We start from the raw sequence: 21,062 nt of genomic DNA on the forward strand, positions 1-21,062 counted from the left end.
CCAAGTCCCCTGGTGGGGATGGGAGTTGCGCAGCAGCGTCATGTTTACGGAGCTTGATCCTACGTTTGCGACCGGGGGGCGCATCAAGGGGTGCACGGAGGTTGTCGCCCGGCTGTGATCGACAGGCCCGCCTCACGGCGCCGAACCGCCGTTCCGCGCGCGCCGTACGGGCCCCTCCGCCTGCGCCGGAGGGCGGTCCAGCGCCCCCGGCCCCGCCGCCCGCTCCACGGCGTCCGGCTCCGGCGCGCGGTCCCAGTCGTCCGGCAGCGACGGCACCGGCCAGCGCGGGTCCGGGCGCCAGCGCTCCCAGCCGTCCGCGTACGGCGATCCCCACTCCCGGATCTCCTCCACCGCGGCACGCCCCGCCTCCCGCACCCGCCGGGCACCCGCCTCGTCCAGCAGGCCGACGCGTCGGGCCTCCGCGAACTCGTCCTCGTCCCGCCACTCCCAGCGCCCGTCGGGGAGGACCACGATGTCGAGGAAGTGGTCCTCGGAGTCGACGCCTCCGGACCAGCGGGTCCGGGGCTCCTCCAGGTTCACGTAGAAGTTCTTGAAGCGCCAGCCGCGGTCCCAGAACAGCCACACCGACCAGGGGTCGCCGGGCCGCGCCAGCTTCAGCACCCCGGTGCCGAACCACGGGCTGGTCACCGTCGTACGGGGCTTCGTGTAGCGGGTGGCCAGCGGCTCGCGGTGCACCGGCGTACCGTCCGCGAGCTGCGGCTTGACGCAGACCGTGCCCGGGGCGACCCACACGGCCAGCAGGTCCGGGGTGTCCCGGACGACGGTCACCGGGCGGCAGATGTGCGGGACGCCGTCCCGCCCGGCGCCGTTGGCGCGGTACCGCCACAGGACCCGGTCCCCGGGCGCCCACGCGCGCCGGGCGCCGCCCCGGCGGCTGCCGGGGGCGCCGTCACGGTCACCCGTACGCGATCCCGCCGTGTCCGCTGTCATGGGCAGAGCGTAGTGGGGACGCCCGTGGCGCGCCGTGACGCATGCCGCAGGGCACCCGTTCGGGCGGGGGGCGTACGCGGGGGCGTCCCGACCGGACCCGGGCCCCCGGGTGGCCCGGGGTCGGCCTACGGGTGCGTCATCCGCAGCACGTCGAGCGCCTCGTCCAGCTGCTCCAGCGTGAGGTCGCCGCGTTCCACGTGCCCGGCGGCGAGGACGGCCTCGCGGATCGTCGTGCGCTCGGCCAGCGCCCGCTTCGCGACGGCGGCGGCGTTCTCGTAACCGAGGTACCTGTTCAGCGGCGTCACCACCGACGGCGACGACTCCGCGTACTCCCGCGCCCGTTCCCGGTCCGCCGTGACGCCGTCCACGGTGCGGTCCGCGAGCAGCCGCGAGGCGTTCGCCAGCAGCCGTACGGACTCCAGCAGGTTCTTCGCCATCACCGGCAACATCACGTTCAGCTCGAAGCTGCCCGCCGCACCGGCCGCCGCCACCGTCGCGTCGTTCCCCGTGACCTGCGCCGCGACCATCAACACCGCCTCCGGGACGACCGGGTTGACCTTCCCCGGCATGATCGACGAACCCGGCTGGAGGTCCGGCAGCGCGATCTCCGCGAGGCCGGTGCGCGGGCCGGAGGCCATCCACCGCAGGTCGTTGCAGATCTTCGTCAGGCCCACCGCGACCGTACGCAGCTGGCCCGACGTCTCCACCAGCGCGTCCCGGGCGCCCTGCGCCTCGAAGTGGTCGCGGGCCTCCGTCAGCGGCAGCCCGGTCGTGCGGGCGGTCTCCGCGATGACCCGCGCGGCGAAGCCCGGGGGAGTGTTGATGCCGGTGCCGACGGCCGTGCCGCCCAACGGCAGCTCCGCCAGCCGCGGCAGGGACGCCCGCAGCCGCTCCACGCCGTAGCGCACCTGTGCCGCGTAGCCGCCGAACTCCTGGCCCAGGGTCACGGGCGTGGCGTCCATCAGATGCGTACGGCCGGACTTCACGACGTCCGCGAACTCCTCCGACTTCCGCGTCAGGGCCGCCGCGAGGTGCTCCAGGGCCGGGATCAGGTCGTCGGTTACGGCGGCGGTGGCGGCGATGTGGAGGGAGGAGGGGAAGACGTCGTTGGACGACTGGCTGGCGTTGACGTGGTCGTTGGGGTGCACGGGGGAGCCGAGGCGCTCGGTGGCGAGGGTGGCCACGACCTCGTTCATGTTCATGTTGGAGGACGTGCCGGAGCCCGTCTGGAACACGTCGACGGGGAAGTGCTCGTCCCAGCGCCCGTCGGCGACCTCCTCCGCCGCCTCCCGTACGGCCGCCGCGCGCTCCGCGTCGAGCACGCCCAGCTCGGCGTTGACCACGGCGGCCGCCGCCTTGATCTCGGCCAGCGCCCGGATGTGCGCGCGTTCCAGGCGCTGGCCGCTGATCGGGAAGTTCTCCACGGCGCGCTGCGTCTGCGCCCGCCACTTGGCGTGCGCGGGGACGCGCACCTCGCCCATGGAGTCGTGCTCCGTACGGAAACCGGTGTCGTCCGCCGCGTCGTCGCTCATGCCTCGAATCTACTGCGGCCGTACGGTTCCGCCGCGGTCGTACGGTGCCGCGCGGGGCCGACCGCCGGGCTACCGGCCGGGGCCGACCGGGATGGACGTCACGAACGGCTGCGCCGGGCCGGGGTCGGTGAAGAAGTCGTTCCCCTTGTCGTCCACGACCACGAACGCCGGGAAGTCCTCCACCTCGATCCGCCAGACCGCCTCCATGCCCAGCTCCGCGTACTCCAGGACCTCCACCTTCTTGATGCAGTCCTGCGCGAGCCGGGCCGCCGGGCCGCCGATCGAGCCGAGGTAGAAGCCGCCGTGCGCCGCGCAGGCGTCGGTGACCTGCTTGCTGCGGTTGCCCTTGGCGAGCATCACGAACGAGCCGCCCGCGGCCTGGAACTGCTCCACGTACGCGTCCATGCGGCCCGCCGTCGTCGGCCCGAACGAGCCCGAGGCGTACCCCTCCGGGGTCTTCGCCGGGCCCGCGTAGTAGACGGCGTGGTCACGGAGGTACGCGGGCATCTCCTCGCCCGCGTCCAGCCGCTCCTTGATCTTGGCGTGCGCGATGTCGCGCGCGACGACCAGCGGGCCGGTCAGTGAGAGCCGGGTCTTCACCGGGTGCCGGGACAGCTCCGAGCGGATCTCCGACATCGGCCGCGTCAGGTCGATCCGCACCACGTCCGCCGTGTCCTGCTCGGCCAGCTCCTCGCCGGTCGTCTCCGGCAGGAAGCGCGCCGGGTCCGTCTCCAGCTGCTCCAGGAAGACGCCCTCGGCCGTGATCTTCGCCAGCGCCTGGCGGTCCGCCGAGCAGGACACGGCGATCGCGACGGGGCAGGACGCGCCGTGCCGCGGCAGCCGTACGACCCGCACGTCGTGGCAGAAGTACTTGCCGCCGAACTGCGCGCCGATGCCGATGCGCTGCGTCAGCTCGAACACCCGCTGCTCCAGCTCCCGGTCCCGGAAACCGTGCCCGCCGGGCGAGCCCTCGCCGGGCAGCTCGTCCAGGTAGTGCGCGGAGGCGTACTTGGCGGTCTTCAGCGCGAACTCGGCGCTGGTGCCGCCGACGACTACCGCCAAGTGGTACGGCGGGCAGGCGGCGGTGCCCAGCGAACGGATCTTCTCCTCCAGGAACCTCATCATCGAGCCCTCGTTCAGCACCGCCTTCGTCTCCTGGTAGAGGAAGGACTTGTTCGCGCTGCCGCCGCCCTTGGCCATGAACAGGAACTTGTACGCGTCGCCGTCCGTCGCGTACAGCTCGATCTGCGCGGGCAGGTTCGTGCCCGTGTTCCGCTCGTCCCACATCGTCAGCGGGGCCATCTGCGAGTAGCGCAGGTTGAGCTTCGTGTACGCGTCGTGGATGCCGTGCGAGAGCGCCGCCTCGTCGCCGCCGTGCGTGAGGACCTGCTGTCCGCGCTTGCCCATCACGATGGCGGTGCCGGTGTCCTGGCACATGGGGAGGACGCCGGCGGCGGCGATGTTCGCGTTCTTCAGCAGGTCGAGGGCGACGAAGCGGTCGTTGGGGCTGGCCTCCGGGTCGTCCAGGATGCGGCGCAGCTGCGCGAGGTGGGCGGGCCGCAGGTAGTGCGAGATGTCGTGCATCGCCTCGGCGGCCAGCGTGCGCAGCGCCTCCGGCGCGACGGACAGGAACGTGCGCCCGTCCGCCTCGAAGGTCCGCACGCCCTCGGCGGTCACCAGACGGTACGGCGTGTCGTCCGGGCCGAGCGGCAGCAGGTCCGTGTAGGCGAACTCCGGTCGCTGCGGGCCGGAGTCGGCGGAACCGGCGGTACGGGTGGGGCTGGCGGCCATCGGACAACTTCCTCTCGGCGGTGAGCGCGTCCCAGCGTAGAACGCGCGGCGAGCGCCTCCCGTTCCGGGGTAGTCGCGATCTATCGCGTCTGGGTACTCTGGGTGGCGTGACTGGATTCCCGCTCGACGAACCCCCGCTCGACAAGCAGGCCGGACACGCGAGCGGTGACGCGGCGCGGCGCCCGGCGGTGAGCCTCGGCAAGCCCGGCGAGGAGGGCGCTGCCGGGCCCGTGCCCGCACCGGCGAAGGCCGAGCCCGGACCCGTACAGGCGCGTCCGGGGTCCGCGCGCCCCGAGGTGGACGCGCCCCCCGACGTGGACGTGCGCGCCTCGGACGCCGACCGGGACCAGGTCGCGGACATCCTGCGGGAGGCGCTGGCGCAGGGGCGGCTCGACGCGGAGGAGCACTCCGAGCGGGTCGAGGCGGCCTACTCGGCCAAGACCATGGGGCAGTTGGAGCCGTTGGTCCGCGACCTGCCGCGCCCCACGCCGCCGAGCGCGTACGCGCCGCCGCGGGACGAGGGCCCGTGGCCGCCGCACGGCGCCAGCGACCACCTGGTGGCGATCTTCAACGACACGTCGCGCAAGGGGCGTTGGCGCATCGGCCCGAAGACGAACGTCTTCGCGTGCTTCGGCTCCGTACGGATCGACCTGACCGAGGCGATCTTCGAGCAGCGCCGCATAGTGATCAACGCCACGTCCCTCTTCGGCGGGATCAGCGTGAAGGTCCCGGAGAACGTGACGCTCCGGGGCAAAGGGGCCGGGATATTCGGGGGGTTCGACATCTCTCCGCACGATTCGCCCGACCCGGACGCCCCCGTCGTGCTGGTGCAGGGCGCGGGCATCTTCGGCGCGGTCGAAGCGCGGCCCAAGCGCGGCAAGTTCCTCCGCGACCTGCGCAAGGAGCGCTGACGAGGGCGCTGGCAGGAGGCGCTGAACGGGCGCGCGCCGTACGGCCGTTGGCGTCCGTGGCGCGTTCCCTCGGCGTCGCGTGGGCGGTCCGGCCCGGTCGGCGTACGCCGTTCGCGGTCGCGGAGCTGGACGGTCCGGGGCCCGGGCGCACCCCTGCCACCGTATGAGTAAGCGTGCGCACAGCGGGTATTGCTCCGGCATCGTCTCTCGTACGGCGGCAGCGTGATCGGCATGATCCGCGTGACCTGCCGTGCGCAGCAGGACGGGTGAAGGTGATCAATCGACAGATCGACCCGCCGTAGCCGTCTCGTCAGGGAGTAGACCGTGCTGCAACCGCCGCATCAGTCACTGCAGGCCGCCACCGTTCCCGCCCAGCGTGCGCCCGCGCGCGGCGACCAGGCCGGCCCCTGGCATTCGGAGGCGGTGTGCCGACGTGACGAGGCGGGCCTGTTCTTCGCTCCCTCGAAGGAGCCGACGGCCGCGCGGCTGTCCCGGGAGCAGGCGGCCAAGCGGGTCTGCGCGGGCTGTCCGGTGCTGGTCGAGTGCCGCGAGCACGCGCTGGTCCAGCCGGAGCCGTACGGCGTGTGGGGCGGGCTCACCGCCGCCGAGCGCCGCGTCGTCCTCGCCCACCGCCGCCGGGCCGCGGCCGCGGCGGAGGGCACCCAGATACGCCGCATCGCCTGACGTGCGCGCGCCCGGACCGGGTCCGCCCCGGTCCGGGCGCGCGCACGTGTACGGCCCGACGCGCCGCCGTACGCCCGCCGTTCCCTCTTACGCGCCCCCGGCCGCGTACGCCGCCAGGTGCCGCCCCGTGAGCGTGGAACCGTCCGCGACGAGCGCCGCGGGCGTGCCCTCGAAGACCACCCGCCCGCCGTCGTGCCCGCCGCCCGGCCCGAGGTCGATGATCCAGTCGGCGTGGGCCATGACGGCCTGGTGGTGCTCGATGACGATCACCGACTTCCCCGCGTCCACCAGCCGGTCCAGCAGGCCGAGCAGCTGCTCGACGTCGGCCAGGTGCAGCCCGGTCGTCGGCTCGTCGAGGACGTAGACGCCGCCCTTGTCGCCCATGTGGGTCGCCAGCTTCAGCCGCTGCCGCTCACCGCCGGACAGCGTGGTGAGCGGCTGCCCGAGGGTGAGGTACCCGAGGCCCACGTCGGTGAGACGGCGCAGGACGCGGTGCGCCGCCGGTACGCGTGCCTCGCCCGCCCCGAGGAACTCCTCCGCCTCGGCCACCGACATCGCCAGTACCTCGCTGATGTCCCGGCCCCCGAGGCGGTGTTCGAGGACCGCGGCCTGGAAGCGCCGCCCCTCGCACTCCTCGCACGTGGTCGACATCCCGGCCATCATCCCGAGGTCGGTGTAGACGACGCCCGCGCCGTTGCATTCCGGGCAGGCGCCCTCGGAGTTGGCGCTGAACAGCGCGGGCTTCACGCCGTTGGCCTTGGCGAACGCCTTCCGCACCGGTTCGAGCAGCCCCGTGTACGTCGCCGGGTTGCTGCGCCGCGAGCCCCGGATCGGCGTCTGGTCGACCGACACCACCTCGGCGCCGCGCGGTACGGAGCCGTGGATCAGCGAACTCTTCCCGGAGCCCGCCACCCCCGTCACGACCGTGAGCACCCCCAGCGGTACGTCCACGTCCACGTCGCGCAGGTTGTGCGCCGAGGCGCCGCGGATCTCCAGCGCGCCGGTCGGCTTCCGTACGGTCCCCTTCAGCGGCGCCCGGTCGTCCAGGTGGCGGCCGGTGACGGTGCCGCTGGACCGCAGCTCCGCGACGGTCCCCTCGAAAGTGACCGTGCCGCCCGCCGAACCGGCGCCCGGCCCGAGGTCCACGACGTGGTCCGCGATCGCGATCGTCTCCGGCTCGTGCTCCACGACGAGCACGGTGTTGCCCTTGTCGCGGAGCCGCAGCAGCAGGTCGTTCATGCGCTGGATGTCGTGCGGGTGCAGCCCGGTGGTGGGTTCGTCGAAGACGTACGTGACGTCGGTGAGGCTGGAACCCAGGTGCCGGATCATCTTGACGCGCTGCGCCTCGCCGCCGGAGAGGGTGCCGGAGGGGCGGTCGAGGGAGAGGTAGCCGAGGCCGATCTCCACGAACGAGTCCAGGGTGTCCCGCAACGTGCCGAGCAGCGGCGCCAGCCGGGGCTCCGCCACACCCCGTACCCACGCGGCGAGGTCGCTGATCTGCATCGCGCAGGCGTCGGCGATGCTCACGCCCTGGATCTTCGACGAACGCGCCGCCTCGCTCAGCCGCGTACCACCGCACTCCGGGCAGTCGGTGAAGGTCACCGCCCGGTCCACGAACGCGCGGACGTGCGGCTGCATCGCCTCCCGGTCCTTCGACAGGAACGACTTCCGGATCTTGGGGATCAGCCCCTCGAAGGTCAGGTTCACGCCCTCGACCTTGACCTTCGTCGGCTCCTTGTGCAGGAAGTCCCGCATCTCCCGCGCGCTGTAGTCCCGGATCGGCTTGTCCGGGTCGAGGAGGCCCGACTCGGCGTACGTCCGCACCGTCCACCAGCTGTCCGACTTCCAGCCCGGGATGGTGAACGCGCCCTCCGCGAGCGACTTCGTGTCGTCGTAGAGCTGCGTCAGGTCGATGTCCGACACCGTGCCGCGGCCCTCGCAGCGCGGGCACATGCCGCCGGTACGGCTGAACGTCTGCTTCACCGTACGGGAGTCGCCCCGCTCCACGGTGATCGCGCCGCTCGCCCGTACCGACGGGACGTTGAACGCGAACGCGCCCGGCGGGCCGACGTACGGCGTGCCCAGGCGGCTGAACAGGATGCGCAGCAGCGCGTTCGCGTCGGTGGCGGTGCCGACCGTGGAGCGGGGGTCGGCGCCCATCCGCTCCTGGTCGACGACGATCGCGGTCGTCAGCCCGTCGAGCACGTCCACCTCGGGCCGCGCCAGCGACGGCATGAAGCCCTGGACGAACGCGCTGTACGTCTCGTTGATCATCCGCTGCGACTCGGCGGCGACCGTGCCGAACACCAGCGAGCTCTTGCCCGAGCCCGAGACACCGGTGAACACCGTCAGCCGGCGCTTCGGCAGCTCGACGCTGACGTCCCTCAGGTTGTTGACCCGCGCGCCGTGCACCCGGATCAGCCCGTGGCTGTCGGCGACGTGCGGGGCGGGCGCGGACCGGGGGTCCGTCCGCTCGGTCATGCTCGTTCCTCTCGCTCGGTACGGGCCGGTGCGGGGCCGGGGCCTCCCGGTACGGCCGGTGGTCGCACGCGTGGCAGCGCGCGTGGCCGGACGCGTCAGCGCAGCTCCTGGATGCGGATCAGGTTGCCCGCGGGGTCGCGTACGGCGCAGTCGCGCACCCCGTACGGCTGGTCCGTCGGCTCCTGCACGATCTCCACGTCGCCCGCCTGGAGCCGGGCGAACGTCTCGTCCAGGTCGGGGGTGGCGAGGTTGACGCCCGAGTACGTGCCCTTGGCCATCATCTCGGCGATGGTGCGCTTCTCGTCGTCGGTGATGCCGCAGCCCTCCGGCGCGGGCGGCTCCAGGACGATCGAGGTGCCGGGCTGGCCGACGGGGCCGACGGTGATCCAGCGCATGCCGCCGTAACCGACGTCGTTGCGCACCTCGAAGCCGAGGGCGTCGCGGTAGAAGGCGAGGGAGGCGTCGGGGTCGTCGTGCGGGAGGAAGCTGGAGTGAATGGTGAGGTCCATGCCGATCACGCTAGGCGGGGCCGGGCGCGGGCGCTTCTCGATTCCTGACCGTTCCGTCGCCCGTGGGCCGGTCCCGCACCGGCCGCTCCCGGACGGGTCGCGTGACCCGTTTCGCCACGCAGGACGGCATGCCCACGGTGGCGTCCGCGGCCTGCCGCCGGTAGACGCTGGGCGGTACGCCGACCAGCTCGGTGAAGCGGGTGCTGAAGGTACCCAGCGACGAACAGCCGACGGTGAAGCACACCTCGGTGACGCTCAGGTCGCCGCGCCGCAGCAGCGCCATGGCGCGCTCGATACGGCGCGTCATCAGGTACGCGTACGGCGACTCCCCGTACGCGGCGCGGAACCGGCGACTGAGGTGCCCGGCCGACATGTTCACCCCGCGCGCCAGCGCCTCGACGTCCAGCGGCCGCGCGTACTCCCGGTCGATCCGGTCCCGTACGCGCCGCAGCAGCGCCAGCTCGCGCAGCTGCGACGGGGCGGGCCCGGTGGGCCGGGCGTGCGGTGTGCTGCTCACACCCGCGATCGTGCCACGCCCCACCCCACCCTGCCCACCGCCGAACCGTGGCCCGTACGCAGACCCTCCAAGTCCCGCTCCATCCAAGGCGCTTGGCACCCACCTCTCACCCTCGGCGGCGCGCACGTTCCCCACTGTCTACGTCAGCCCCCTGACGCTCCGGCCCCGGAGGCGCCGTGGCGTACCCCGACGGTCGACGCCTGCGCGTCGTGTACACGATCGACAACGGAGAACTCGTGGTCTGGGTCGTCCACGTGGGACGCCGGTCGACCGTCTACGAGACCTGACCGCCGCTGGCCGGTGACGCCGAAGGGGTCGGAACCGACGGAGTCCGACCCCTTCCGACATACGTAAGCGACGTGGCCGCCTGCCACCCGGTCACACGTTGAACCGGAACTCCACCACAACCACTCTGACCTGCGGTTATGCGGGCACATCCCAGCACCATCCCAGCACGGGATTTACGACAAAGTACAACCGCGCTCAGGACCGCCAACGCTACACAACAGCGGAAGCGGCACGGCTGCATGAGCGTGCCATCGGATCGGACCGCGGAGGTGACCATGGCCGTCCGAAGCGGCTGAGCAGCCCGAAGAGGTTCTCCTCTTACTGGCTGGCGCGGTACGCACGCCGTCAGACCTCATCCTCTGCCTCTTCGCTGTGGATGCGCTGAGCCAGATCCCACAGGCTCAAGCCATCCGACTGATACCAGCGAGCCGTTCCCTGATTGGCCACGGGCCGCTCGTCCCAGTCGGCGTCCGCCCACATCTTCGACACCAGACCGGAGGGCGAGTACTGCTGCTCGTCGTAGGCCCACAAGATCGGCTTGGTCCGGTGATTAACCCAGGTCGCCTGGCGTCGCCTTTCGTCTTCACCAAGCCACCCTTCCATGGCGTCACGCTCGGGCTCGTTCAGGGCTTCGTACCGGAGGGGGGCTCCATCCTTGATGACACGCCGGTCGACCAACAGCGGCACGGTATTCGGGCGACGCGGCTTGCGCTCCTTCGCGGGAGGCTCGGGAACAGCGACGCCCTCGGCCAGATCACCAAGGACATGCTTCGCGAGTTCCCTACAAGTCTGCGCGGTCTGGAAAGCAGTCCTGATCTGGGGGCGCGGCCCGTATTGAGTCACAATCAGATGCGTCAGACGACGGACCAATTCCGGTACAAGGGCAGGAATCTTCTCCAGCACCTCACTGTCCCAGTCGAAGTCGGGGTCATCGATACTCGTGGCGCCGAGATACTGGAAGACCAAGTGGGTGACGAGAAAGCCTCCATGCTCCGTGGTCGCGGCCTCGCGACTATTCTCCCCACTGCCCAGTTCGTAGACCGCGCTCCGTGCCGCGCGCAGCGTGAGTACGGAGCGCCACACCTTCTGCGGAGAGGGTTCGCGTTTGAACAGCACGGTGTGGCTGCCCTTGGAACCCTGCTCCCAAAGGTTCTCCGTGGAACTAGCGACCCGGGCGGCCTGCTCTGCATCCGAGTGCAGGCAGGCAAGGGCAAGGGCAAGTTCGTCCAGTGAGCAGCCGGTCTCGGGAGCAGCGACCGGCTCGCCCCTCTTGATCACGTATTGCTTGCGCAGTTCGGCGCGCAGGTTAGCCTTGATCGCCTGGTGCACGGGTTCGAGCGCGATGTGATCACGCTGCTCAATGGCGTTCTGCCGGTTCGCCGCCTGCGAGACCTGCACGCCGAACTTCCGGTCCTCATATGTATTGATGACCTTGATGCTCAGAGTCGCGTGGGCCGCAGCCTCACCATCATCATGCATGGCTCTGGCGACTGCCCTTACCGTCTGGGCACCGTTGACGATGCTCGCCCCTGTCAGGGTGAGAGTGGTTGGCCTACTCTGCGGTGCCTTGGCGCTGTCGTGCTTCGCCGTAAGGGAGTCGCAGATCATGGTGATGCCGTTGTTCAGGTGCCAGAATCTGGTGGGATCGGACGTGAGCGTCTGGCCGATCTCTGCATTGGTGACGGTGGGCCCGAGCGGGGCCCGGAGATTCTGCTCGAACAGACCGGTACCGTGCGTCTCGTACCACTCAGCGACGCTCTCAGCGGAGACCGTGCCCTGATACGCCTCGAGCGGTCCTTTCTGCTGGTACCAGTCGTCAAGACGTACATCCAGGCGGATGGGCTCCCGCCGAAGGTCCGCATGAATCTGGTCGTGGAAGTCCGCGGCGTACAGCACCTCGACGCTCAATCGGGCGCCGTGCTTGTTGAACTCGTCGAGAGCGTTGTCCAGAACCTCGCGTGCGGGCGGAGAGGGCTCCACAGTGCCCATCAGCGCGATGACCAGAGTGGCTCTCTCGTTGACGATGAACGACCTGGCCTCCAAGGCGAGGGCGCTGGCACGCTGGTTGAACTGGTCGTACAGCTCGTTCTCGATCCGGTTGAGACCGTCCACCATCGCCTTGGCGGCGTCCACATCGAATGTCGCCGTTCCCTTATCGCTCCACTTCGCTTGGACCAGCAGAGCCTGCCCGCTCTCCGGTAGGGGCGCGATGGCATCCATTCCCTGGTCTGCGATGCCATCGGTCACGAAGCGGGCGGCCTCGGCCACGCTGCACTTAGCCACGCGTCGTACCGCTAGAGCTGCGAGGGCACGGGAGAGGAAGCGCAGTTCGTAGTTGCCCCCGCGGAAGTGGGCAATATCGCTGTCGTCTATCACCCCGTCAAATGTCTCGTGCAGCTGCTCGCGCACCTGCGTTACCTGGCGAGGTATGTCCGCCCCCGAGGTGGCCATGGATGATTGCCTTCCCACTGGTGATGTCTTCTTGATCGCTTAGTCTCGCGTCTTGATCCCCGACCCGTTGCCACGCTGCCGGAAGCTGAAGTCCACTACCACCAACGCAACACCAGCCGTGTCGATCGTGGCCTCCACCCAGTCCACCTCGAGGGGTACACGTCTCGCGCCAAACCAACCGTCGCGCGCCAGTCGGGCGAAACCTAGCCGCCCTCGGCATCGACGACACCACGCTGCGAATCGCCTCGTCGTGCGACATGGCGCGCAACAGTACGAAGGTGTCGCCAGTGTCCGGTGCGAGGACGACACCGCGGTCGCCTTGGTCGATGCGGATGGAGCGGATGTGCTGCCGGTCCTTTGCCGACTTCAGGGTCTCCAGTTTCAGACCGGGGTCCTTGAAGAGCTGGTCGAGGGGGAGCCGCTCGAACTTCTCCCAGGCGTTTGAACACGCCCTGCTTCACACTGCCCCGAAGCTTGCCGAGCTGCTGGCAGAAGCCGATGTCGAAGGCGAGATGCGGCATGGCGGCGGTCTCCTCCCGGTCCGCAATGCGGCGGGTTCGTACGTCAACGGTGCCGACGACGTCTCCGGTGTCGGCGGTTCAGCCCTGGGACAGGCCGTAGTCGATACGGGCCAGTACGTTGGCGATCTCTCTGGTCTCAGCATCATCAGGGCCGTACACGACGCACATGTCGGCGTGGAGCGGTTCGAGCATCGACCGGGCATCGGTGAGCCGGCTCTCTGCGAGCAGCAAGAACCCGATGCTGCGCCGCAGATCGACCGCCTCGTCGCTGGCGTCGCTCTCGATGGTGCGGACCTGACCTAGGATGGTCTGGAACTGCTGGAGCGCGACGGTTACCTGGCCGAGTTCGGCACGGCAGTGCGCGGCCTGGGTACGGCACATTCGTGCGTCCTCGCTGGTCACCCCTGCGGTACGGTCGTACGCCTCAGCCAGCGCGTCGAACTCGGGCAGTGCCTGGCGGTAGTCACCACCCAGGAACCGGATGGCGGCGCGCTGCCGACGGAGCCCCAGTACTTCGGAGCTCTCCGCACCAAGAGCCTGGGCCGCCGCGCCGACGATCTCGCCAAGCACCTCGGCGGCCTGCGCGAAGCGATCCTCCTCCAGGAGGGCGTTCGAGTGGGCGTAGGCATGTTTGATCTCGTCCCGCAGCTGCTCAGGTACCACGACGGGTGTCTGGTGCGCGTTCGGGTCGACGACCGTGGGGGTCGGGGTGACAGGAGCGGCCGTACGGCGCGGACGCGGGGCGAACGGCTGCCGGAACACCCCGGTGGGATCTGGGACGCCGGCCGGCCCTGTCTCGCCAGATGCTGGCGGCTGCCCGGCAGGAGGCAGAAACGGCAACAGCCTCTCGTACACGGCCTGCGAGTCCACCGGCCGCCGGTCCGGCCTCTTGAGCAGCAACTGACGTATGAGGTCCTCGATCTCCGTCGGCACATCGGCGCGCAGCTGCCTCAGCGGGGTGGGCGCGGCTTCTACCTGTTGCCGCATCACCTGGAAGTCACTGCCGGTGAAGAGGGGGCGGCCACAGAGCAGTTCGTGCAGGACGCAGCCGAGCGAGTACAGGTCGCTCTGCGGGGTGATCCGACCACCCTGCACCTGCTCGGGTGACATGTAAACGCTGGTCCCGATCGGGCGACCGGTTGCAGTCAGTTTGGTGACGTCTGTGCGCAGGATCGACGCGATGCCGAAGTCGAGGACCTTCACCGTGCCGTCCCGCGCCACCAGGACATTGCCGGGCTTCAGGTCGCGGTGAACGACGGGCACGTCATGGGCGTGCGAGAGAACCGTGCTCACCTGCGCGGCCACTGCGATGGCCCAGGAGATCGGCAACGGATGTTCGGGATGGATGTAGGCGCTGAGCGGAATCCCGTCGATCAGCTCCATCACCAGGTACAGCTGCTCGTACGAGCCTTCGGGGTCGAGTACGGCGTCGAAGACCTGCGGGACGCCAGGGTGCTGGATCCGTGCGGTGATCCGGGCCTCGCGGCGGAACCGTTTGGCGAACTCGACGGCCGCCTCGACCGACGTGATGGCGTCGTCGCGCACCACCTTGATGGCGATGGGCCGGTCGAGAACCCGGTCGAAGCCGCGCCATACATTGCCCATGCCACCGTTGCCGAACTGCTCGATGAGTTCGTAACGGTCGGAAATCAACCGAGGCGGCACCGTGCCCCCATAGCTTCAGCTGTACGTGATGGCCGTGCGCGGACGCGCGCGTCCAGTGTGGTGGCCGTTGCGATCTTCCGTCCAGCCTGATGCCGACGGCCGGCGGCGTTGTGTCCGAAACTATTCGGCTTGGCCACAACGCCGCACCGGCAGTGCTCTGCCGTTTGCTCGCCGCCTACTCCTCCACGCCTTCCTCACGGCGGATCATCCGCCAGGCAGCCCGGCGGGCGCTGCGGTTGAGGGAGGTGCGGAAGTCCGGGTCGGCGGAGCCGAAGTACCGTTTGCCGAGGTCGGCGGTCACGGTGACGTGGTCCATCATGTTGTCTTCGAAGACCTCGTTGAAGCGGTGTCCGAAGGCCTCCTCCGAGTCGTTCGCCACGGCGGCCTGGCGGACCCGCTTGTCCTCGACTGTCTTCTGGAAGGCGGGCAGGACGTCCTGCTCAGTGAGCTCCGTGCCGAACTTGTCGTTGAACTTGACGATCAACTCCGACAGCAGCGACTTGTCCTGCTCTTTCGCTGCCCCCGACCCGTCGCCGAGTCCCTTGAGCGTTGCCGTGCCCTCGGAGGTCAGGCTGATGTCGTGCTCGCCGGTCTTCTGAACACGCATGTGCGTCAGGTCGACCTCGCCTATGTCCACGCCGCCGTCCTGGCGCCGAGGCAGTCTGTTGAGCAGGTGCCGACCGAAAAGGTGCAGCCGCTCCAGGTCCGCATCCGGGAAGCCCATGATCTGCGCCATGAAGCCGTACTTGCGGGTGAAGTCCGACAGGTTCGCGAGGAACTCCTCCGCTTCTTCCTGCTGTTCCTCGTCGTCGCTGTCAAGCAGGCGGGTGAAGCGCTCGACTGCGGGGTCGGTGTGTCGGTACAGCTCGGCGTGCAGCCGCTCCCACTTGGCGGCGCTGCCGGCCGCCTGTTCCTGGGCCGCCAGGAAAGCCTCGGCGAAGGCCCGCATCTCGGCCTCCACGAGAACCGCGGCGCGCAGGACCTTGCCCTGCACCGTGTACAGCATGTTGGGGTCGCTGGGCAGCGTCTCGGCGTCCTCGAAGTACGGGACGAAGGACTGCTTGATCTCCTCGGTGTCGTTGACGAAGTCCAGGACCGCCAGGTCAGCCTGGGACTTGCGCTCGTGGGTGCGGTTCAGCCGCGACAGCGTCTGCACCGCAGAGATGCCGCCCAGCTTCTTGTTGACGTACATCGTCGTCAGGAGCGGCTGGTCGAAGCCGGTCTGGTACTTCTCGGCGACGACCAGAATGCGGTACTCCTTCTTGGCCCCCGCCGTACCGCGCCGCGCGCCCCTGTCGTCAGCCCGGGTGTACGCAAACGCCTTGGGCAGCGCGCCCTCCGACAGTCCGCCGTTCTCCTGCGTCTCGGTTGTCTCCTCTCCGTCGTACGACAGCGAGCCGGAAAAGGCGACGAGCACGCCGATGTCTTCGTAGCCCGGTCCGCGGTCACCGATGTACTTCTTCAGCGCACGGGCCATCTGTACTGCGCTGTGCCGGGAAGCGGTCACGACCATGGCCTTGGCCCGGTGGCCGAGCTTGGGTGCCGTGTGGGTCTTGAAGTGCTCAACGATGACCTGTGCGTGCTGAGCGACGGTCGACTCGTGCGTGAGCGCGTACCGGGCAAGCAGGCTATTCGCCTTCGACGGGTCGACCTCGCGCTCGTCGGGGTTCTTGTTGACCAGCTTCCAGTACGTGTCGTATGTGACGTAGTTCTTCAGCGGGTCGAGGATGAACCCCTCCTCGATGGCCTGCCGCATCGAGTACGTGTGGAAGGGCCGGTACGTGGCCCGGTCACCGGACTCCGTGAGCGTGCCGAACAGTTCGAGCGTCTTCGACTTCGGGGTGGCGGTGAACGCGAAGTAGGAGAGATTGGCGCTGCGGCCTCGATGCTCGGCGGCCTTCTTGAGCTTGGCGTCGGTGTCGAGCTCAGCCTCGATCTCGCTGGTGCCTTGGTCCTCGTCGGCAGCGTCGAGACCCAGGTCGCGCAGGGCCTTCCGTACGTCCTTGGCGGCGTCGCCGGACTGCGAGGAGTGCGCCTCGTCGATGATGATCGCGAACTTGCCGCCGCGGATCGTGGTCTCCTCGCGGCGCAGGTAGTCCAGAAGCGCCGGGAAGGTCTGGAGCGTCACGATGACGATCTTCCCGGTCTCCCGGGACAGCGCCTTGGCGAGCTGCTCAGACTTCGAGCCACCCTCCCGGCCGATCTTCACGACGAGCCCGGCCGTCTGCTCGAAGCTACCGACCGTTTCCTGGAGCTGACGGTCCAGGACGGTGCGGTCGGTGATGATGATGACCTTGTCGTAGACGGGCTTACCAGGCTGCAGACCGTTCCTCTCGACGGTCTCGGGGTCGAGGGCTGCGGGGTCGGTGTGCGTGTGCAGCGAGGTGAGCCGGTGCGCGAGCCAGGCGAGGGTGTTCGACTTGCCGGAGCCGGCGGAGTGCATCACCAGGTAGTCACGGCCGGCACCGTACGAGGACGCTGAAGCCGCGAGTTCGCGGACGGCGTGCCACTGGTGGAAGCGCGGGAAGATGACGGACTTCTTCGTCCTGCCCTCACTCATCTTCGCCTTGTGGACGTGCACGAACCGTTCGAGCAGGTCGAGCCAGTTGTCCTTCTGCCAGACGGTCTCCCAAAGGTAGGAGGTGGCGTACGTCCCGGGGGCGGCCTGGGCAGAGGGGTTGCCGGCGCCGCCGGGCAGGCCCGGCCCTTCGGAACCGGTGTTGAACGGCAGGAATCGGGTGCGTTCACCGCGGAGTTCGGTCGCTACGAAGACCAGGTCCGGATCGACGGCGAAGTTGGCGACCACGCGGCGGGTGAAGATCGGCTCTCTGGCGTCCCGGGACTTGCGGTATTGCTCCTTGGCCTGCTCCACACCCTGCCCGGTGAGCGGATTCTTCAACTCGGCCGTGGCGACCGGGATTCCGTTGAGGAACAGGGTCAGGTCGAGCCGGTTTCCCTTGTCGGCCTGCTTGGTGGCGTACTCCAGCTCGCGGACGACGGTGAGGCGGTTCTTGTTGTAGTTGCGGAGGATCGACTCCGACTCGACAAGCGACGGCTTGAAGTAGGCCAGGCGGATCCTGACGCCCTTATCCTTCACGCCGTTACGTAGGACGTCGAGGAGGCCCTCCGTCGTGATGGCCTGGTCGAGCCGCTGGGCGAAGCCGCGCTGGGCGGCATTGGGGTCGCCGCCGTAGTAGGCGACGATCTCCGCCCAGTCGGCGGCCTGGGTGGTGCCAATGAAGGTGAAGAGCTGGGTGGTATCGAGGCCGAGCTCGGGGCGGTAGTCGGCAGGGGACGTCCCGGTCCATCCGTGCTCGAGCATGGAGGCGACGATGGCGTCGCCGAAGGCGGACTCGTGGTGGATGGGGCTCATGGGGTGACCCCGTCCGTTACGTTGCGTCCGCTGGCGGTGGTTACGTCGAATTGGCCGGTTACGGCGGCGGTAATGAGGGCTTGGCGGCGTTCAGTGATTCGCGCAGTAAATTGGTCAATCTTTTCGCGGATTGGCCGTAGCTTGCGAATGTCGCGTCCGATACGCCGCTGCTCGCTCACGGAACCGACTGGGATGGGAATGCGCCCGAACATGTCCCAGTTGCGGAAGTCGAAGGCGCGTTCCCGGGTACTGAACGAGAATCCCGTTAGGTAGCCCTGCAAGGCGAGAATCCTCAATAGACGCCCATAATAGAACGTGTCACCCTCCCCCTTGAGGGACAGCACATGATTGACAGGGCTGCAGTTCCCCTCCGCCTCTGCTGTTCCAATCGCTCCGGCGAACCCGTCCAAACCGTGTACGACGACGTCGCCAACAAGTACATGCTGACCCTGGGGCTCACTGGAAGCTGAATTGGTGTAGCCTTCAGCGCGCCGAAGAGAACGGGCGGTAACTTGACCGTCGCGAAACGCTGTAACCACTTCAGGAGTGTTCGCCGTCGGACGCACATTTTTCTGCAAGAGCCACCGCATGGCAACAAGCGGCGTCCCATCTCGAAGGTTCGCCAGTTTGCTACGCCCGATGACTTCGAGGACTTGATGGTCGATTCGCTCGTTGAGCACCTGAACCAAACGGGTTTGGGTGCGCACCAGATCATCCATTTTCCCCGTCTCAATATCGAGGAAGTCGGCGATGCGGCACTGCTCGTCCAGCGGGGGGAGTGGGACCGGCGCATCCGAGAGTCGGTCACGGTTGAGCTCGATTTGATTGGTGGCACCCACCGCAAGCACGCTATAGACGAAACCCTGGAAGGGTCTCGACCCCAGCCAATAGTAGGCGAATCGAGGATTCATCTTCTCTTCATCTACTCTTGCGATAGTCACGTGACTATCTGCCATGCACGGGAAACCGTCCGGATCGAATTCGAAATAGCCAACTCGCCCCAACGTGCCCGTTCCGGTCGAGTTGATAAGGACATCCGAAGGCTTCAGATGCCCCTTTATTTTGGCAGGGTCTCCAATATGACCATGGAATCGGGTGCGCGTCCAGTCCAGCCCCGATTCCTGATTCGCTGCTTGACTAATTGCCCGTACAGGCCCAGCGTCGACATAATTCGGTGCGGTCCCTCGATTGAGCAATGTCGTGACCCTCTTAAGTCGCGACGCGGACCAGCTGGCAGGGAGCTCGGTATCGAAGACTGTGCTCATGCCGTCACCTCGCCCAGCAATGTCTGAATTTCTGTCTCCAGAGCCTTCAGTTCAGCATCGATCTCCGTTAGGGGCCGTGGCGGCTCGTATACGTAAAAGTATCGAGTGACGGGAATCTCGTACCCCACCTTCGTCTTGCCGTGGTCGATCCACGCGCCCGGCACGTACGGGTCGTCCGATACGTTCGGGACGTGCGGCAGGACCTCTCGCTTGAGGTACTCCTCGACGTCCTCCTCCAGCGGCACGTTTTCGTAGTCCCTCAGCTCTGGATCCGGCTCCAGGGTTCCGTCCTTCAGCTTCTGGATCTCGCCCTCCGGGTCGCGGACGCCGACCGCGTCGCGGAGCGCCTTGTTGAAGGGGGCGCCTGTTGGCCAGGTCCCGCCCGCCTCGACCACGGCATCCTTCAGAGCCACCCATGCCTCACTCTTCGTCCCCCAGCTCTGCCCGATCAGGGGCTTCAGCGCGGCGATGAAGTCCGCAGGAGCGGCCAGCTTGTGGATCGGCTTCGACGCTTCGAGAGCCGCGAGCGTCTCCTCGGTCAGCTCGAAGCGCAGCCTCAGCGGACGCTCGACCGTGACGCGGTGGTAGCCGAAGTCCGTGTTCTTGAAGACCTTGACCTTGTTGTGCAGCGGATGGGCCGCGTTCGCGGCGACGTCGAGGGCTTCGCCGTAAAGATTGGTCAGTTCCTTGATCTGGTCCTTGGTGATGTACTTCCGCTTGTCGCCCAGCGCCTTACGCATCTTGGCGAAGTGCTCGCGCGCGTCGAGGAGGACGACCTTGCCCTGGTGACCCTTCGACTTCCGGTTGGTCAAAATCCAGAAGTACGTGGAGATGCCCGTGTTGTAGAAGAGCTGGTCTGGCAAGGCGACGATGCCCTCCAGCCAGTCGTTCTCCAGGATCCACTGGCGGATCTTGGACTCTCCGGACTCCGCGGCGCCCGTGAACAGCGGGGAGCCGTTGAAGACGACCGCGACACGGCCGCCGCCCTTGAAGTAGCCCGGCTCACCCAAAGCCGCGTCACCGGGAACCCATTCCGTCGGCCGCATCTTGGAGATCATGTGCTGGAGGAAGAGGAGCGAGCCGTCGTTGATGCGCGGCAGGCCGGCCTCGAAGCGGTTATCGCCGCGACCCGTCTCGTGCTCCGCCTCGACCTCGTCCTTGACCTTCTTCCACTCCACGCCGAAGGGCGGGTTGGCGAGAATGTAGTCGAACTTCGCGCCCGTGTGGCCGTCATTGCTGAAGGAGTTGCCGAACTTGATGTTCTCCGGGGCTTGCCCCTTGATCATCAGGTCAGACCGGCAGATTGCCCAGGACTCGGCGTTGAGCTCCTGCCCGAACACCGCCACAGTCGCGTCAGGGTTGAGGTCCCCAATGAGGTCCTCAGCCGCGGTGAGCATGCCGCCCGTGCCACAAGCGGGGTCAAGCACTCTGCGGTGCGTCTCGGGGAGGGTGAGCGCGTCCTCGTCTGGGGCAATGAGGAGGTTCACCATCAGGTCGATGACCTCGCGTGGGGTGAAGTGCTCACCAGCGGTCTCGTTGGACTGCTCCGCGAATCGGCGGATGAGCTCCTCGAAGATGTAACCCATCTGGTGGTTGGAGATCACCACCTTAGGCTTGCCCTTCTCGTCCAGGACGGGCTTACCCTCGTCGTCGAGTTCGACGGGGCGCAAGTCGAGGTCCGCGAAGAGCCCCATCACCTCGTACAGCAGGTTCGCGTTGTCAAGCTTCTTGATCTGGCGGGGGAACTCGTACTGCTCCAGGACCTCCTGGGCGTTCGACGAGAACGCACCGATGTACTCGATGAGGTGCTCAGCGGCGTGCCCGGCGTCGCTCGCGATCTTCTTCAGCGTGTACGTGCTGGTGTTGTAGAAGGTCTGGCCGGAGGCCCGGCGCAGGAAGCGGTCCGGGTCGATGCCCTCGTTGTCCTTCAGCGCCTCAGCCTGTGCGATGACCTTGGCCTTGGTGGGCTCCAGTACACACTCCAGGCGGCGGAGCACAGTGAACGGCAGGATGACCTTGCCGTACTCCGACTGCTTGTAGTCGCCGCGCAGTTTGTCGGCGACGGACCAGATGTGGCCCGCCATTGCCGCGTGCTTGCTGTTGTTCAAGGGGTTCCTTCCCGC

13 protein-coding genes and 1 pseudogene are annotated in these 21,062 nt (G+C 68.2%); 3 read left to right on the forward strand and 11 right to left on the reverse strand.

Features of this window, described 5'->3' with window-relative positions; translation table 11 throughout:
• Positions 1-132: 132 nt before the first annotated feature.
• The 3 genes from D7M15_RS19835 to D7M15_RS19845 form a co-directional block, all read right to left on the reverse strand.
• Positions 133-951, reverse strand: coding sequence for a DUF402 domain-containing protein (locus tag D7M15_RS19835; protein WP_121518746.1), 819 nt, complete (start codon positions 949-951; stop codon positions 133-135).
• 125 nt (positions 952-1,076) lie between these two features.
• Entirely contained in the window at positions 1,077-2,483 is a 1,407-nt protein-coding gene (locus D7M15_RS19840; protein ID WP_121518747.1) for a class II fumarate hydratase, read from the reverse strand.
• A 69-nt stretch (positions 2,484-2,552) separates the two neighbouring features.
• Positions 2,553-4,274: a fumarate hydratase gene (locus tag D7M15_RS19845; protein ID WP_121518748.1), complete on the reverse strand. Its 1,722-nt coding sequence runs from the start codon at positions 4,272-4,274 to the stop codon at positions 2,553-2,555.
• Between the two features lie 296 nt (positions 4,275-4,570).
• On the opposite strand from D7M15_RS19845, the gene D7M15_RS19850 reads away from it, so the two are divergent.
• Positions 4,571-5,185: a DUF1707 domain-containing protein gene (locus tag D7M15_RS19850; RefSeq protein ID WP_206337500.1), complete on the forward strand. Its 615-nt coding sequence runs from the start codon at positions 4,571-4,573 to the stop codon at positions 5,183-5,185.
• A gap of 324 nt (positions 5,186-5,509) precedes the next feature.
• On the forward strand, positions 5,510-5,869 hold the full coding sequence (locus D7M15_RS19855) for a WhiB family transcriptional regulator (protein WP_121518749.1): 360 nt from the start codon (positions 5,510-5,512) through the stop codon (positions 5,867-5,869).
• A gap of 87 nt (positions 5,870-5,956) precedes the next feature.
• On the opposite strand, the gene D7M15_RS19860 is transcribed toward D7M15_RS19855, so the two are convergent.
• The 3 genes from D7M15_RS19860 to D7M15_RS19870 all read right to left on the reverse strand — a co-directional run bounded on the left by D7M15_RS19860 (position 5,957) and on the right by D7M15_RS19870 (position 9,376).
• Positions 5,957-8,350: an excinuclease ABC subunit UvrA gene (locus tag D7M15_RS19860; protein WP_121518750.1), complete on the reverse strand. Its 2,394-nt coding sequence runs from the start codon at positions 8,348-8,350 to the stop codon at positions 5,957-5,959.
• A 95-nt stretch (positions 8,351-8,445) separates the two neighbouring features.
• Positions 8,446-8,859 carry a VOC family protein gene (locus D7M15_RS19865; RefSeq protein ID WP_121521071.1) on the reverse strand — a complete coding sequence of 138 codons (414 nt, stop codon included), beginning with the start codon at positions 8,857-8,859 and terminating at the stop codon, positions 8,446-8,448.
• Positions 8,860-8,869: 10 nt separating this feature from the next.
• Complete coding sequence (locus D7M15_RS19870) at positions 8,870-9,376, reverse strand: helix-turn-helix transcriptional regulator (protein ID WP_121521073.1); 507 nt, start codon at positions 9,374-9,376, stop codon at positions 8,870-8,872.
• Positions 9,377-9,552: 176 nt separating this feature from the next.
• On the opposite strand from D7M15_RS19870, the pseudogene D7M15_RS19875 reads away from it, so the two are divergent.
• Positions 9,553-9,663, forward strand: a pseudogene (locus tag D7M15_RS19875) (type II toxin-antitoxin system RelE/ParE family toxin); the annotation flags it as partial.
• Positions 9,664-10,009: 346 nt separating this feature from the next.
• On the opposite strand, the gene D7M15_RS19880 reads toward D7M15_RS19875, so the two are convergent.
• The 5 genes from D7M15_RS19880 to D7M15_RS19905 all read right to left on the reverse strand — a co-directional run bounded on the left by D7M15_RS19880 (position 10,010) and on the right by D7M15_RS19905 (position 21,047).
• Complete coding sequence (locus tag D7M15_RS19880; protein ID WP_165906297.1) at positions 10,010-12,073, reverse strand: AIPR family protein; 2,064 nt, start codon at positions 12,071-12,073, stop codon at positions 10,010-10,012.
• A 641-nt stretch (positions 12,074-12,714) separates the two neighbouring features.
• A complete protein-coding gene (locus tag D7M15_RS19890; protein WP_121518752.1) occupies positions 12,715-14,301 on the reverse strand; it encodes a serine/threonine-protein kinase in 1,587 nt (528 codons plus the stop codon).
• A gap of 175 nt (positions 14,302-14,476) precedes the next feature.
• Positions 14,477-17,674: a type I restriction endonuclease gene (locus tag D7M15_RS19895; protein WP_121518753.1), complete on the reverse strand. Its 3,198-nt coding sequence runs from the start codon at positions 17,672-17,674 to the stop codon at positions 14,477-14,479.
• Positions 17,671-18,939 carry a restriction endonuclease subunit S gene (locus D7M15_RS19900; RefSeq protein ID WP_121518754.1) on the reverse strand — a complete coding sequence of 423 codons (1,269 nt, stop codon included), beginning with the start codon at positions 18,937-18,939 and terminating at the stop codon, positions 17,671-17,673. Before D7M15_RS19900 ends, D7M15_RS19895 begins: the two co-directional genes overlap by 4 nt.
• The gene (locus tag D7M15_RS19905) at positions 18,936-21,047 is read right to left on the reverse strand and encodes a class I SAM-dependent DNA methyltransferase (RefSeq protein WP_121518755.1); all 2,112 of its coding nucleotides are present in this window, start codon (positions 21,045-21,047) and stop codon (positions 18,936-18,938) included. The genes D7M15_RS19900 and D7M15_RS19905 overlap by 4 nt, the downstream gene beginning before the upstream one ends.
• Positions 21,048-21,062 lie beyond the last annotated feature (15 nt).

It is taken from the genome of Streptomyces sp. Z26, from assembly GCF_003665095.1.
GTDB classification, from domain to species: domain Bacteria; phylum Actinomycetota; class Actinomycetes; order Streptomycetales; family Streptomycetaceae; genus Streptomyces; species Streptomyces phytohabitans.

What these genes read in the sequence shown, in the direction of transcription:
- D7M15_RS19835 (WP_121518746.1), bottom strand. Translation starts at nt 951, where the DNA reads ATGACAGCGGACACGGCGGGATCGCGTACGGGTGACCGTGACGGCGCC.
- D7M15_RS19840 (WP_121518747.1), bottom strand. Translation starts at nt 2,483, where the DNA reads ATGAGCGACGACGCGGCGGACGACACCGGTTTCCGTACGGAGCACGAC.
- D7M15_RS19845 (WP_121518748.1), bottom strand. Translation starts at nt 4,274, where the DNA reads ATGGCCGCCAGCCCCACCCGTACCGCCGGTTCCGCCGACTCCGGCCCG.
- D7M15_RS19860 (WP_121518750.1), bottom strand. Translation starts at nt 8,350, where the DNA reads ATGACCGAGCGGACGGACCCCCGGTCCGCGCCCGCCCCGCACGTCGCC.
- D7M15_RS19865 (WP_121521071.1), bottom strand. Translation starts at nt 8,859, where the DNA reads ATGGACCTCACCATTCACTCCAGCTTCCTCCCGCACGACGACCCCGAC.
- D7M15_RS19895 (WP_121518753.1), bottom strand. Translation starts at nt 17,674, where the DNA reads ATGAGCCCCATCCACCACGAGTCCGCCTTCGGCGACGCCATCGTCGCC.
- D7M15_RS19900 (WP_121518754.1), bottom strand. Translation starts at nt 18,939, where the DNA reads ATGAGCACAGTCTTCGATACCGAGCTCCCTGCCAGCTGGTCCGCGTCG.